Raw genomic sequence first — 13404 nt, forward strand, 5'->3', positions numbered from 1 at the left:
GGTGATGACCTTGGCATGGGTCGCCGACTGGCGGTTGGGGGATCGTTGACATGAAAGTGGTGAAGACGGCCGGCTATGAGACCCGGCTCGGCGATCTGGTCCGCGATGCGCGCGATCTGCTGCGCCGCCGGTATCTGATGCTGCTGGCGATCGCGGCGGTCGTGACCGTCATCGGCGTGGCGCTGACCACCCGTATCACGCCGATCTACAAGGGCACGGCGCGGGTCCAGATCGACCCCAGCCGCAACCCGCTTCTGCGCGCACAGAGCGAGGAGCAGGCGCAGCTGGCCAATGAGGCGATCGAGACGGAAGTCTCCGCCATGTCGTCGGGCGACCTGGTGCGCGACGTGGTCAAGCGGCTGAACCTGGCCAACGACCCCGAATTCGTGCCGGCCCCGGCCAGCGGCAAGCCCCCGCTCACCCCCGAGCAGAAGATGGCCGCCGCGATCGGCGCGGTGCGCGGCCGGGTCGACGCATCGCGCGAACGCCTGACCTATGTGATCACCGTCAGCTTCCGCTCGCGCGATCCGGGCAAGGCCGCGCTGGTCGCCAACACCTTTGCCCAGGCCTATCTGGACAAGAAGGTCGGCGACAAGATCGGCACCGCCGAGCGCCAGTCGCAATGGCTGCAGAAGCGGATGGACGAGCTGGCTAACGAGATTCGCCAGGCCGACGAGCGGGTTGCCCAATATCAGGCGCAGAGCGGCATCGTGCGCGGCGCCGCCAGCCAGCAGGGCACCATCGTCGACCAGCAGATCACACCGTTGTCGCTCCAGCTCGCCGCAGCCGAAGCGACTGCGGCCGAGGCGCGGTCGAAGGAACAGTCGGCACGCGATCAGGTCCGGCGCGGCCAACTCGACGCGATTTCCGACGTGCGCCAGTCGGTGACGGTTCAGGATCTGAAGCGCCAGGAGGCCATGCTCCAGCAGACGATGGAAGACATGCGCAGCCGGTACGGGCCGCGCCATCCCGACTTCATCAAGACCGAGGAGCAGCTGTCGGCGATCAGGAAGCTGATGCGCAGCGAAGAGGTGGGTGTGATCGGCTCGCTCAAGGCCAATGCCAATGCGGCCGAGGCACAGGCGGGCAGCCTGCGCGGGGCGATCGCGAAGCTCGAGCAGAAGCAGGGTGACAATGCGCGCGCCTCGGTGATCGCCGACAGCCTGCAGCGCGATGCCGACAGCAAGCACGCCGCCTATGACAAGATGGCCTCGCAAGCGCTCGAATCGCGTCAGGCGGCGCAGAACTCGATCGCCCAGGCGCGCATCGTCGACCAGGCGGATATGCCCACCGCGCCCAGCTGGCCCAACCGCAAGCTGCTCTATGCGCTGTCGCTGATGGCGGGTCTGGGCATCGGTATCGCGGTGATCGTGACCCAGGAAATGATGGTCACCGGCCTGCGCAGCGTCGACGATGTCGAGGAAGAGGTCGGCGTGCCGCTGATCGCCGCCATCCCGCAGGTCGGGGGCAAGCGTCCGGCGGATATCGTGGTCGAAAAGCCGACCTCGCAATTCGCGGAGGCGTTGCGCAACGCCCGCGCCTCGCTGATCGGTGTTCGGGGCCAGGCGCGGCCCAAGGTGATCGCGCTGACCTCCGCACTGCCGGGCGAGGGCAAGACGACCACCGCCTTCGCGCTCGCGCGGGTCATGGCGATGAACGGCGACCGCACGATCGTGATCGACACCGACGTGCGCCGCGCCCAGCTGCGCAACATCGTCGAGACGCCGATGCCGCGCTTCGGCCTGGTTCAGTATCTGCACGGCGAAGGGTCGATCGAGGATGCGATCGAGCCCAGCGGTACGCCCAATCTCGACCAGATCCTGGTCACCGAGCCCTATTTCTCCTCGGAGAATTTGTTCGGCAACGACCAGATGCCGGACCTGCTCGACAAGCTGTCGGAGCGGTATGACGCGATCATCCTCGACTTGCCGCCGTTGATCGGCCTGGCCGATGGCCGTTTCCTGGCGGCGCTGGCCGATGCCGTGGCGCTGGTGATCCGGTGGAACACGACGCCCAAACATGCGGTCGCGACGGCGGCGGCCTCGCTGAAGGCCGACAATGCCAATCTGGTCGGCACGATCTTCACCATGGTGGACACCAACTCGAACAGCATCGGCGCCTATTATTATTCGGAACAATATTCCAAATATTATCAGGGCGAGTAACGACGGGTTCGCGAGCGGCGGATGGCCAGGCGTCGTCCGCCGCCGCTGTTTCCTCCCCCGAGTCGCGTCTCTTGGCGAATCGGGCGATGCGGTTCATGCGCAATGGCCATAAATTTGCCGAAGCCCATAGCGCATCAGGGGCGCGCCGCTCCGGCGAAATGCCTGCACAAAGCGGCCCTTTTCGCGGGCCTTGGCAGCACCGATCGACCCGATGGCGCCGCGCCAGCCCGGTTTTCGACCCGATAAACCCACTCAAAACTTAACGCGCCTTTCCCGCCGGGATTGCCCGTCCTGCGGAGGATGCGCCGTGTCTCCGATGGGCAAGCGGCATCGCCGGGGGCGCAAATCCGCCATGCGCTGCCCCGATCGGCCCGCATTGGCGGCTAAGTCGGCGGTTCCGCCGCCGTCAAGGTCGGCGCGCCATATACCCTAATCGCAGCGGTAAACGCACCGATAACCAATAAGTATCGGCGGCGCAATCATGGCTAACGATCGCTTAAACATCCCCGGAAGGTTCGCGCTGACCATGTTGATCAGCAAAATGGTTAAGTTGTCACGTGTATCTAGTTCGTGCCCAAACAGGATGATTGGTCATGAACAGGGATTGTCGCTCCAACTCTGCCCGGCTTATGCTGGCAACAGGTGCGTTGATGCTTTCGGTGATGGGGTCGGCGGCACAGGCCGAGTCCGTCAAACCGGTGGATGATCTGGCCCAGGCCGATGCCCGGCTGGCGTCGATCGGCTATCGGCTGGCGGAGGCCAGTGCCAATCGTTGCGAGCGGCCCGAGATGATGACCGGCCTCTCCTTTCACGATATCGCCGGTTACGACGCGGACGCGCGGGCGCTGGTGCTGAAGGCGCATGGCCTGACTCAGGGGTTCGGCATCCAGGCGACCCTTCCCGAGGGGGCGGGCGCGCGGTCCGGCCTGCGTCGCGGGGATGAGATCGTCGCGGTCAACGGCACCGACATGCAGAGTTTCGGCACCGCGCTCATCACGCGCCGGGCGAGCTATCGTCGGGTCGAGGCATTTCTGGCGCTGCTGGACACCGCCCTGCGCGCCGGCCCCGCCACGGTGACGATCCGCCGCGACGGCCAGACCCAGGACCTGACGCTGACCGGCGATGCCGGGTGCGGCGGCCAGTTTACGGTCCAGCCCGGCCGCGCCTTCAACGCCTGGTCCGACGGTCATTATGTCGCCGTCACCACGCGCATGATGGCGTCCATCCCCGATGACGACGAGCTGGCCTTTGTCGTGGCGCACGAGATGGCGCACAACATCCTGCGTCATAGTGAGATATTGGCGGGCAAGTCGGGCTTCTTCGCCGAACTCGGGATCGGATCGGCCAAGGTGAAGGCGACCGAGATCGCCGCCGATCAGCTCGCCGTCCGGCTGATCGCCAGCGCCGGTTTCGATCGCGCCGCGCCGGAGCGTTTCCTGCGCCATTCGGCATCCTTCCGTTTCGGCGATCTGGCGATCTCGCATCCCGGGCTCAACACCCGTATCCGGCTGGTCGACGCCGAACTGGCGAGCCTCGCTCCGCAGACCGTGCCTGTGCCGGGCAATGCCCCGGCGCTGGCACCGGGCTGGGTGCGGATCGGGCAGGCGGTGCTCACCCGCTGGGCGCTCGACCCGCTGCCGGCGTCGCTGGCGGGCTTCGTGGCGCCGAATGGGGCGACACCGGCCGTCTTGCCAGGAATGGTGGTCAAGGCATCGTTCGCTGCCGCTCCTGGCGAACGCGCTGCGACGTCCCAAGGGGCGGACCCATGGCGGATCAGCCTGGCGAGCCTCAACCTGGGCGTCCGGTCGGAGGTGGCGACGACCCGGTGCGAACCTGCCGCACCGGCCCTTCTGGTGGCGCTGGATGGCGGCGCTTTCCGCGCAGGCGAGGGCGCGCTGTCCTTGTCTGCTCCGGCCTGGGCGACCGCGATCCCGATCGCGGTCGATCTGGCAGCGATCAGCCGGGGCAATGCCGCGGCATCCGTCGGCCAGGCCCTCGCACACAGCTGACCCTCAAGCCAAAAAAAAGCCCGCATGATGCGGGCTTTTTTCGGCAAGGGTGCAGACCGCTCTTATTGCGGGCTGGCCGTGCCGCCCGTCGCGGCCGCCGCAGCGCCGGCCGCGCCGCCCGCGAGCAGCAGGCCGAGGAGCGGCAGACCGAAGAACGAGCTCTTCTTCTTCGGGGTCGGGCGGGCCGCGGTCGGCACCGGGGTCGCGGCCTGATCGGCCGGAGCCGCCGTGGCGGGGGCGGTCTGGGTCTGGCCAGCCATCGACGGACGCACCGTGGTCGCCATCGCGGAGGAGGCGGTAAAGGCGCAAGCCGCCGTCATCAGTACCAGCTTCTTCATATTCAGACCCCTTGAAATGCCGCGGTTTGTCTATTCCCTGACGCCAAGCTTACCTGTTCGGCGATTTTCCGTCAAACCCGTTCATGGCGCGCTAGTCCTCGATCGGGACGCTTCTGTATCGCTTGTGCCGATTCAGGACGAGGCTGAGTCGGGTCTGGAACATCATCTTGGGCAAGTTCGGCGATGTGACATGGATGTCATCTCGAATTCCAAGAATATCCGGCGGTTTGACTCAGGCTTCATTCTTTCATCATCAAGACATCCTATGATGTATCAAGATTGATGCGTCGCACAATCCGGCCGTATCATGGCGCGTGATAGGAAAAATTCCGCGCATTACGCGAAGCGGACGCCTTCATGCCCCGGATCTTCGTCGGATGCGTTCTGACAGGGGGTGGCGTCACACTTGCGATCCAGCAAGGCGGGGCAGGGCATTTTCCGGAGTGCGATCCCGCAAACCACCCGACCGTCCCGCCCCCGGCGGGCGACCTCGCCCGATTCCCGTCTCTTTGCTGCCTGAAAAATAGGCAGGCTGCAGAGTCTGCCTAAAAATTGATGGGGTCGTGGCGCGGCATTGCCTTCGCCACACCACGGTAGACCTGAAAAGTCACAAAAACGTAAACTGGCACGTCCTTTGCTAGGCTGCTCCCAGGGTAACGCAAAGGGGGCGTAGGTGAAGCTGATCATTGCCATCATCAAGCCGTTCAAGCTCGACGAGGTGCGCGAGGCGCTCACCACCTTGGGCGTGGCGGGCATGACGGTGACCGAGGTGAAGGGTTTCGGGCGGCAGAAGGGCCAGACCGAAATCTATCGCGGCGCCGAGTACAGCACCAACATGGTGCCAAAGATCAAGATCGAGGTCGTCTGTGCGTCCGAGATCGCCGACCGCGTCGTCGAATCGATCCAGGCCGCCGCGAACACCGGCGCGATCGGCGACGGCAAGATCTTCATGCTCGATGTCGGCCAGGCCGTGCGCATCCGCACCGGCGAAACCGACGATTCGGCGCTCTGAGAGGGGGGATTTCGATGAAGCACGTCACCAAATTGGCGACCGGCGCGGCGGGCCTCGGCCTGTCGCTCTTCGCCGCGCTGCCCGCCTGGGCCCAGGACGCCGCGCTCCAGGCGCCGACGGCCGCCGCTCCGGCCGCGACCGTGAACAAGGGCGATACCGCCTGGATGCTCACCTCGACCGTGCTGGTCATGATGATGATCCTGCCGGGCCTGGCGCTGTTCTATGGCGGCCTGACCCGCGCGAAGAACATGCTGTCGACGATGACGCAGATCGGCGCGGCGGCCTGCCTCGCGATGCTGATCTGGGTGATGTACGGCTATAGCGTCGCCTTCGGTCCCGACGTGCCGGGCTTCGCGTCCAACTTCGTCTCCGGCCTCGGCAAGGCGTTCCTGAAGGGTGTCACGCCCGCCAGCCAGGCGGCGACCTTCACCGCGGGCGTCGAAATCCCCGAATATGTCTTCATCTGCTTCCAGATGACCTTCGCCGCGATCACCGCCGCGCTGGTGCTGGGCTCGGTCGTCGAGCGGATGAAGTTCTCGGCGGTCATGGCGTTCACCGCCGTGTGGCTGACCATCGTCTATTTCCCGATCGCGCACATGGTGTGGGCATCGTCGGGCCTGTTCTTCAAGGCGGGCGCGCTCGACTTTGCGGGCGGCACGGTGGTGCACATCAACGCCGGTGTCTCGGCGCTGGTCGCCGCGCTGATCCTGGGCAAGCGCATGGGCTATCCGACGACCCCGATGCCCCCGCACTCGCTGACGCTGACGGGTGTCGGCACCGGCCTGCTGTGGGTCGGCTGGTTCGGGTTCAACGCCGGTTCGGCGCTGGAGGCCAATGGCTCGGCGGGTCTGGCGATGATCAACACCTTCGTCGCGACCGCCAGCGGCGGCCTGTTCTGGATGCTGGCCGAGCGTGTCGCGGGTCACAAGGGTTCGGCGCTGGGCTTCTGCTCGGGCATCGTCGCGGGTCTGGTCGCGGTCACCCCGGCGGCGGGCAATTCGGGCCCGTTCGGTGCGATCGTGCTGGGCGCCATCGCCAGCGTGGTCTGCTTCTATGCCGTGTCGGTCCTCAAGCCCAAGCTCGGCTATGACGATGCGCTCGACGCCTTCGGTGTCCACGGCATCGGTGGCATGATCGGCGCGATCGGCACCGCGGTGGTCTATGCGCCGTCGCTGGGCGGTCCGGGTGCGGCGGATTACGCCATCGGCCCGAAGCTGCTCGTGCAGATCGAGGCGGTCGCCACCACCATCGTCTGGGCCGCCATCGGCACCATCATTGCCATGTTCGTCGCCAAGGCCCTGACCGGCCTGCGGGTCTCGAAGGAAGTCGAGCAGGAAGGCCTCGACCTCGGCGAGCACGGCGAGCGCGCCTACAACTGATCGGGAGCGGGGGCAGCAGAACCCCCGCACCCCACGACGTTCCTCCTGCGGACGACCTAAGCCCGGTGCGGCAACGCACCGGGCCTTTTTTTGTGTTTTGCGGGAAGACAGCACCGCCATGGCGAAGGCCGGGGTGGAAAGTCAGCCCACCCTCCGTTCGCACTGAGCGAAGTCGAAGTGCTCGGGATTTGCTTACCCGGAGGGTGGGGCGTGGCCTTCGACTTCGCTCAGGCTGAACGGAGGTTGGGAGGATGGTAGGGGGCGGGTGCCTTACCGCCCCTTCGGACCCGCCGCCGGACCCGCCTGCTGCGCCTGCGCCGCCTTGGCCGCCTCATATTCGTCGAAGGTGCGCGACAGCAGCGCCTGGGCTTCGGCCTCCGTCACCTTGCCGTCCTTGTTGGCATCGGCCTTGCCGAACCACAGGTCGGCGAGGCGTGCGGCATGGACGTCGTCGATCTTCCGCTGGCCATTGCCCATCTTCATGATCGCGGCCTTCACCTCCGCCTTGGTCAGCACGCCGTCATGATTGGTGTCGCGCGCCTTGAACTCGCGCGAGAATTTCGCGGCGGCCGAGGCGCGGGTGTCCTGTGCCAGGGCGGGGGCGGCGAGCGAGGCGGCGACCAGGCCGACGACGAGGAAACGGGTCATGCGCAAAACTCCTGAACGGATCATCCCGGCCGCTCCTGACGGCCTTTGGCTGTCGCCGCAATGAACAAGCCAACCGAAGGTTGCGTGGGCGCGCGACAGCGCATAGGGCGCGAGGCAAATCCATCCCTCATCCGAAGGACTTTGCCGTGAGCGAAGATATCAAGCGCGTCGTCCTCGCCTATTCGGGCGGCCTCGACACCAGCGTCATCCTCAAGTGGCTGCAGCAGCATTATGGCTGCGAGGTCGTGACCTTCACCGCCGATCTGGGCCAGGGCGAAGAGCTGGAGCCTGCGCGCAAGAAGGCCGAGATGGCGGGCGTGAAGCCCGAGCACATCTTCATCGACGACCTGCGCGAAGAGTTCGTCAAGGATTACGTGTTCCCGATGATGCGCGCCAACGCGCTGTACGAGGGGCTGTACCTGCTCGGCACCTCGATCGCGCGGCCGCTGATCGCCAAGCGCCAGATCGAGATCGCCAAGATGGTCAATGCCGACGCGGTCAGCCATGGCGCGACCGGCAAGGGCAACGACCAGGTCCGCTTCGAGCTGGGCTATTATGCGCTGAACCCCGACATCAAGGTCATCGCGCCGTGGCGCGAATGGGATCTGACCAGCCGCACCAAGCTGATCGAATTCGCCGAGGCGCACCAGATCCCGGTGTCGAAGGACAAGCGCGGCGAAGCGCCCTTCTCGACCGACGCGAACCTGCTGCACACCTCGTCCGAGGGCAAGGTGCTCGAGGACCCGTGGGATGAGGTTCCCGATTATGTCTATTCGCGCACCGTCAACCCGGAAGACGCGCCTGACATGCCCGAGACGATCACCATCGACTTCGAGCGTGGCGACGGCGTCGCGTTGAACGGCGAGGCGTGTTCGCCCGCGACCCTGCTGACCAAGCTGAACGAGCTGGGCCGCAAGCACGGTATCGGCCGCCTCGACCTGGTCGAGAACCGCTTCGTCGGCATGAAGAGCCGCGGCATGTACGAGACGCCGGGCGGCACCATCTATGCGTTGGCACATCGGGGCATCGAGCAGATCACGCTCGACCGCGGCGCCGCGCACCTGAAGGACGAACTGGCGCCGCGCTATGCCGAGCTGGTCTATAACGGCTTCTGGTTCTCGCCCGAGCGCGAGATGCTGCAGGCCGCCGTCAACTACAGCCAGGAGAAGGTGACCGGCACCGTCCGCCTGAAGCTGTACAAGGGCCAGGCGATCGTGACGGGGCGCAAGTCGCCCTATTCGCTCTATTCGGAAAAGGTCGTCACCTTCGAGGACGATCAGGGCGCCTACGACCAGCGCGACGCGGCGGGCTTCATCAAGCTGAACGCGCTGCGCCTGCGACTGCTGGGACGTCGCGACCGCGACTGATCCCATCCCCGTCCTGACAGGAGCCGTGACCATGGATTGCCGACAGGACGGGACGACATGCCAGGGAGCGGGACTGTGGTGGCAGTCCCGCTCCTTTCTTGTGTTCTGCATCCTCGTTTCGGCCTTGCCGCTTCTCTGGCCCGCCGTAGCGCCGCTGGGCGATATGGGGGACCATATCGGCCGCTATACCATCCTGGCCGAGGCGGGGCGGGGGCCGCTGTCCCGTTATTATGCCGTCCATTGGGCGATGGTCGGCAATCTGGGTGTCGATGCGGTCGTGCTGGCGCTGCACGCGCTGGGCATCGGTATCGAACCGGCCGCGAAGATCGCCGTCCTTGCCATCCCGCCGCTTACCGTGGCGGGTATGATCGCGCTGGCCCGGGCGGCGCATGGGCGGGTGCCGGCCAGCGCGATGCTGGCCTTTCCGCTGGCCTATTGCCCGGCCTTTCAAATGGGGTTCGTCAATTTCTGTCTCGCCCAGGCGCTGATGCTGCTGGCCATAGCGCTGTGGCTGCGACTGGCACGGAGGCAGCGACCGATATGGCGGGTCGGCGCGTTCGCGATCGTCGCCCCCTTGCTCTGGCTGTGTCACGCCTTAGGCTGGGCCTTGCTGATCGTCTATCTGTTCGGGATCGAGTTGGGGCGGCGCATCGAGCGCGGCCAGTCCTGGCGCAGGGGCGTGCCGCGTGCGGCGCTGATGGTCGCGCCGATGGCTTTGCCCGCCTTGTGGATGTTCAAGCCCGGCGGGGATCGGGTGGCCGGGGATAGCGGGATCTGGTCGATCGAGAACAAGCTGCGCTGGATACTGACCCTCTTTCAGGATCGCTGGATGGCGTGGGACCTGGCCGCGCTGGGCGTGCTGATCCTGTTCGCCTATGCGGTCGTCCGGTCGCGCCGCCTGTCGGTCGCGCCCATACTCGGCGTGCCGGCCGCGATCGGCGTCGCGATCTTTTTCGGGCTGCCCTATCTGTTTCGCGGCGGCGCCTATCTCGACATGCGGATGCTGGCCCCGGCGGTCATGCTGACGCTGCTCGCCGTCCGCGTGCGCCCGGAACCATCTGGAGCGCCATCGGGAGCAGGGCTGGCGCTGGTCGCGACGGGGTTCTTCCTGGCCCGTATCATCGGTACGACCCTTGGCTATGCGCAGCTGGCCGACGCGCAGGAGCGGGAGTTGCAGGCCCTGACCGTCCTGCCGCCCGGCGGCAAGGTGCTGGTCCTGGCGAATGTCATGAGCGAGGGCCGATGGAACTCGCCGCGGCGCCTGCACGTCGCGGGGTTGGCGATCACCCGGGCGGGGATGTTCACCAATACGCAATGGGCGGTGCCGGGCCAGCAGCTGGTTCGTCCCATCGTGCCCGATGCCGCTCCCTTCGACCGCGATCCATCCGCACTGGTGGTGGCATCGGCGCTGGACGAGGCGGCCGATTTCGATACCGCGATCGGTCGGTTCAACCGCTGCGCCTTCGATGCGGTCTGGACGGTCGGCTTCCCGGTCGGGCGAGCCCGTTCTCCCGACCTGATCCCGATCTGGGCGCAAGGCGATTCCGCCGTTTATCGCGTTCGACGCGGGCTGTGCTTGTCGGACGCCCCTTCGGTCCGCTAGGCACTTTCCCATGAATGGGGGAAAGCTCAACTGGTGGCAGACGCGGTGGTTCGTGGCGGCGATGGCGCTGCTCGCTGCCGTGCCGCTACTCTGGCCGACCGTGCCGCCGCTGGTCGATCTGCCGGGCCATATGGGGCGCTATCGCGTCCAGCTGGAATATGCCAACCAGCCCTGGCTGGCGCATTGGTATCGCTTCGAATGGCAGATGATCGGCAATCTCGGCATCGACCTGCTGATCGAGCCGCTGGCGCCGATCTTCGGGCTGGAGCTGGCGGTCAAGCTGATCGTCATCGCGATCCCCGTGCTGACCGTCACCGGGCTGCTGTGGATCGCGCGCGAGGTGCAGGGGCGGATCCCGGCGACCGCGCTGTTCGCGTTGCCGCTCGCCTATAGCTATCCCTTCCAGTTCGGGTTCGTGAACTTCGCGATGGCGATGGCGCTGGCGCTGAACCTGTTCGCGCTATGGCTGCGCATGGGGCGGCTGGGCGCGGTGAAGGCGCGGGCGATCCTGTTCGTGCCGCTGTCCTGCCTGCTCTGGGTGGCCCATACGTTCGGCTGGGGCGTGCTGGGCGTGCTGGCCTTTTCCGCCGAGCTGATCCGCCAGCACGACATCCACCGGGCCAAGGGCGCGACGGGGGTGAAGGGCTGGGTCCAGTCGGCCTTCCATGCCGGGCTCGGCTGTGTCCCGCTGGCGGTTCCCATGGCGCTGATGGTGCTGTGGCGATCGGGCGCGGACGTCACCGGCAAGACCACCGACTGGTTCAACTGGCGGTGGAAGATCAATTGGGTGACGATGGTGTTGCGCGATCGCTGGATGGCGTTCGACCTCGCCTCGGTCACGGTGCTGTTCCTCGTCCTGCTGAAGGGCGTGCGCGACGAGCGGGTCGAATATTCGCGCAATCTGGTCCTGTCGGCGGCGTTCCTGTTCGTCGTCTATCTGCTGCTGCCGCGCGTCGTGTTCGGATCGGCCTATGCCGATATGCGGCTGGCCCCCTATGTGCTCGCCATCGCGCTGATCGCGCTGCGGCCCCGGCGGGGCCTGTCGCTGCGCGGTGCCTCGACGCTGGCGGTGGTCGGCCTGCTGTTCTTCGTCGTCCGCATTGGCGCAACCACGGTCAGCTATGTGATGTACAGCAACGACTATGACCGGGTGCTCAGCGCGCTCGATCATGTCCCGCCACGCGCGCGGCTGCTGACCTTTGTCGGCCGGCAATATTGCGCCGATGTCTGGCCATCGAGCCGGCTGGAGCATGTCGCGGGCCTCGCGCTGGAGCGCAAGCTGGCCTATGCCAACGACCAATGGTCGATGGCGGGCGGCCAGCTGCTGACCGTCCGTTACGCCCCCGCCAAGCGGTTCGCGCATGATCCGTCGGAGATCGTGACCCAGATCCGCTGTCGCGGGCAATGGTGGCGGCCGATCGACACCGCGTTGAAGCTGCTGCCGCGCGATGCGTTCGACTATGTCTGGCTGGTCCATCCGCCGCGCTATGACGAGGCGCTGACGCGCGGGCTGACGCCGATCTGGCGGTCGGGCCGCGACGTGCTCTACCGCATCGACGATCGCCGCCCGATCATCGACCCGGCGGCCTATGAAATGCTCAGCCGCCCGCTGCCCGAGGAAGACAAGCGCGCCCCCGCCCGGCGCAGCGCCACCGCCGACCAGGACAACAAATAAGCCTCACCCCCGGCGGAACGGGGTGAGCTCGCCCAGAACGTCGCTCTCCGCCGCGATCGCCTCGCGCTCGCGGGTTACGAACTCGGCGACGGCGCGGCGAAAGGCGGGGTGGGGGATATAGTGCGCCGACCAGGTCGGTACGGGGACATAGCCGCGCGCCAGCTTGTGCTCGCCCTGCGCGCCCGCCTCGACCGTCGACAGACCGCGCGCGATGGCGGCGTCGATCGCCTGATAATAGCATAGCTCGAAATGGAGGAAGGGCACTTCCTCCGTGGCGCCCCAATAGCGGCCGTATAGCGTATCCGCGCCGATCAGGTTCAATGCCCCCGCGATCGGAACGCCGTCCCGCATCGCCAGGATCAGCAGCACCTTGTCGCCCATCCGCTCGCCGATCCGGTCGAAGGCGGCACGGGTCAGGTAGGGGCGCCCCCATTTGCGGCTGCCCGTATCCTGATAAAAGGTCCAGAACGCATCCCAATGCTCGGGGCGGATGTCGTTGCCCGACAGGTGACGGATGGTCAGCCCCTCCACGGCGGCGGCGCGCTCCTTGCGGATCGCCTTGCGCTTGCGGCTGGCCAGCGCGTCCAAGAAGTCGTCGAAGCTGGCATATCCGTCATTGCGCCAGTGGAACTGCACGCCTTCGCGGATCAGCCAGCCCGCCGCCTCGAAATGCGGCAGCTGGTCGGGGGCGAGGAAGGTGACATGGGCGGAGGACAGCTCGTTCTGGTCGGTCACCGCCTCGATCGCCGCGATCAGCGCAGGGGCGAGGGCGGGATCGCGCAGCAGCAGGCGCGGCCCGGGCACGGGCGAGAAGGGCGCGGCGATCTGGAGCTTGGGATAATAACGCCCCCCGGCCCGCTCCCAGGCATCGGCCCAGCCATGGTCGAAGACATATTCGCCCTGGCTATGCGCCTTGAGGTAGGCGGGCGCGATCGCGGCGGGATGGCCGTCCGGCCCGTCGATGACGATCGGCGCGGGCGTCCAGCCGGAGCGGCCGCCGACACTGTCCGATTCCTCCAGCGCGGTGAGGAAGGCGTGGCTTACAAAGGGATTGGCGGTGCCGGCGCAGGCGTCCCACCGATCGGGGGACAGGGCGGAGACGCCGGAGAGGATACGCGCGACGGCGGTGGTCATCGCATGGGGATCTGTCTCTTATACACATCTCCGAGCCCACGAGACCGTACTAGATCTCGTATGCCGTCTTCTGC

General features: G+C 66.5%; 10 protein-coding genes. 7 read left to right on the forward strand and 3 right to left on the reverse strand.

Annotated features, from left to right (window positions below):
* Positions 1–50 precede the first annotated feature (50 nt).
* A complete protein-coding gene (locus QZ546_RS14185) occupies positions 51–2165 on the forward strand; it encodes an AAA family ATPase (protein ID WP_294238819.1) in 2115 nt (704 codons plus the stop codon).
* Between the two features lie 650 nt (positions 2166–2815).
* On the forward strand, positions 2816–4174 hold the full coding sequence (locus QZ546_RS14190; protein WP_294238821.1) for a M48 family metallopeptidase: 1359 nt from the start codon (positions 2816–2818) through the stop codon (positions 4172–4174).
* Positions 4175–4236: 62 nt separating this feature from the next.
* Here QZ546_RS14190 and QZ546_RS14195 read toward each other — a convergent pair whose 3' ends face one another.
* Positions 4237–4512, reverse strand: a complete 276-nt coding sequence (locus QZ546_RS14195; protein WP_294238822.1) for a hypothetical protein — start codon at positions 4510–4512, stop codon at positions 4237–4239.
* 673 nt (positions 4513–5185) lie between these two features.
* On the opposite strand from QZ546_RS14195, the gene QZ546_RS14200 reads away from it, so the two are divergent.
* Both QZ546_RS14200 and QZ546_RS14205 read left to right on the forward strand, forming a co-directional pair.
* Complete coding sequence (locus QZ546_RS14200) at positions 5186–5524, forward strand: P-II family nitrogen regulator (RefSeq protein WP_294238823.1); 339 nt, start codon at positions 5186–5188, stop codon at positions 5522–5524.
* A 14-nt stretch (positions 5525–5538) separates the two neighbouring features.
* On the forward strand, positions 5539–6903 hold the full coding sequence (locus QZ546_RS14205; protein WP_294238825.1) for an ammonium transporter: 1365 nt from the start codon (positions 5539–5541) through the stop codon (positions 6901–6903).
* Positions 6904–7173: 270 nt separating this feature from the next.
* Here the strand turns inward: QZ546_RS14205 and QZ546_RS14210 are convergent, their stop codons facing one another.
* Complete coding sequence (locus QZ546_RS14210; RefSeq protein ID WP_294238827.1) at positions 7174–7551, reverse strand: EF-hand domain-containing protein; 378 nt, start codon at positions 7549–7551, stop codon at positions 7174–7176.
* Positions 7552–7697: 146 nt separating this feature from the next.
* On the opposite strand from QZ546_RS14210, the gene QZ546_RS14215 reads away from it, so the two are divergent.
* From QZ546_RS14215 to QZ546_RS14225, 3 genes are read left to right on the forward strand one after another with little or no spacing between them, the layout of a single operon-like run.
* Positions 7698–8918, forward strand: coding sequence for an argininosuccinate synthase (locus tag QZ546_RS14215; RefSeq protein WP_294238829.1), 1221 nt, complete (start codon positions 7698–7700; stop codon positions 8916–8918).
* Between the two features lie 31 nt (positions 8919–8949).
* Positions 8950–10521, forward strand: coding sequence for a hypothetical protein (locus tag QZ546_RS14220; RefSeq protein ID WP_294238832.1), 1572 nt, complete (start codon positions 8950–8952; stop codon positions 10519–10521).
* 10 nt (positions 10522–10531) lie between these two features.
* A complete protein-coding gene (locus tag QZ546_RS14225; RefSeq protein ID WP_294238835.1) occupies positions 10532–12196 on the forward strand; it encodes a hypothetical protein in 1665 nt (554 codons plus the stop codon).
* A gap of 3 nt (positions 12197–12199) precedes the next feature.
* On the opposite strand, the gene QZ546_RS14230 is transcribed toward QZ546_RS14225, so the two are convergent.
* Positions 12200–13330 (reverse strand): GNAT family N-acetyltransferase, encoded by a 1131-nt coding sequence (locus QZ546_RS14230; protein ID WP_294238838.1) that lies wholly within the window; start codon positions 13328–13330, stop codon positions 12200–12202.
* Between the last annotated feature and the right edge of the window lie 74 nt (positions 13331–13404).

This window comes from uncultured Sphingomonas sp., assembly GCF_913062585.1.
GTDB lineage: Bacteria > Pseudomonadota > Alphaproteobacteria > Sphingomonadales > Sphingomonadaceae > Sphingomonas.

What these genes read in the sequence shown, in the direction of transcription:
- QZ546_RS14185 (WP_294238819.1), top strand. Translation starts at nt 51, where the DNA reads ATGAAAGTGGTGAAGACGGCCGGCTATGAGACCCGGCTCGGCGATCTG.
- QZ546_RS14190 (WP_294238821.1), top strand. Translation starts at nt 2,816, where the DNA reads ATGCTTTCGGTGATGGGGTCGGCGGCACAGGCCGAGTCCGTCAAACCG.
- QZ546_RS14195 (WP_294238822.1), bottom strand. Translation starts at nt 4,512, where the DNA reads ATGAAGAAGCTGGTACTGATGACGGCGGCTTGCGCCTTTACCGCCTCC.
- QZ546_RS14205 (WP_294238825.1), top strand. Translation starts at nt 5,539, where the DNA reads ATGAAGCACGTCACCAAATTGGCGACCGGCGCGGCGGGCCTCGGCCTG.
- QZ546_RS14210 (WP_294238827.1), bottom strand. Translation starts at nt 7,551, where the DNA reads ATGACCCGTTTCCTCGTCGTCGGCCTGGTCGCCGCCTCGCTCGCCGCC.
- QZ546_RS14220 (WP_294238832.1), top strand. Translation starts at nt 8,950, where the DNA reads ATGGATTGCCGACAGGACGGGACGACATGCCAGGGAGCGGGACTGTGG.
- QZ546_RS14225 (WP_294238835.1), top strand. Translation starts at nt 10,532, where the DNA reads ATGAATGGGGGAAAGCTCAACTGGTGGCAGACGCGGTGGTTCGTGGCG.
- QZ546_RS14230 (WP_294238838.1), bottom strand. Translation starts at nt 13,330, where the DNA reads ATGACCACCGCCGTCGCGCGTATCCTCTCCGGCGTCTCCGCCCTGTCC.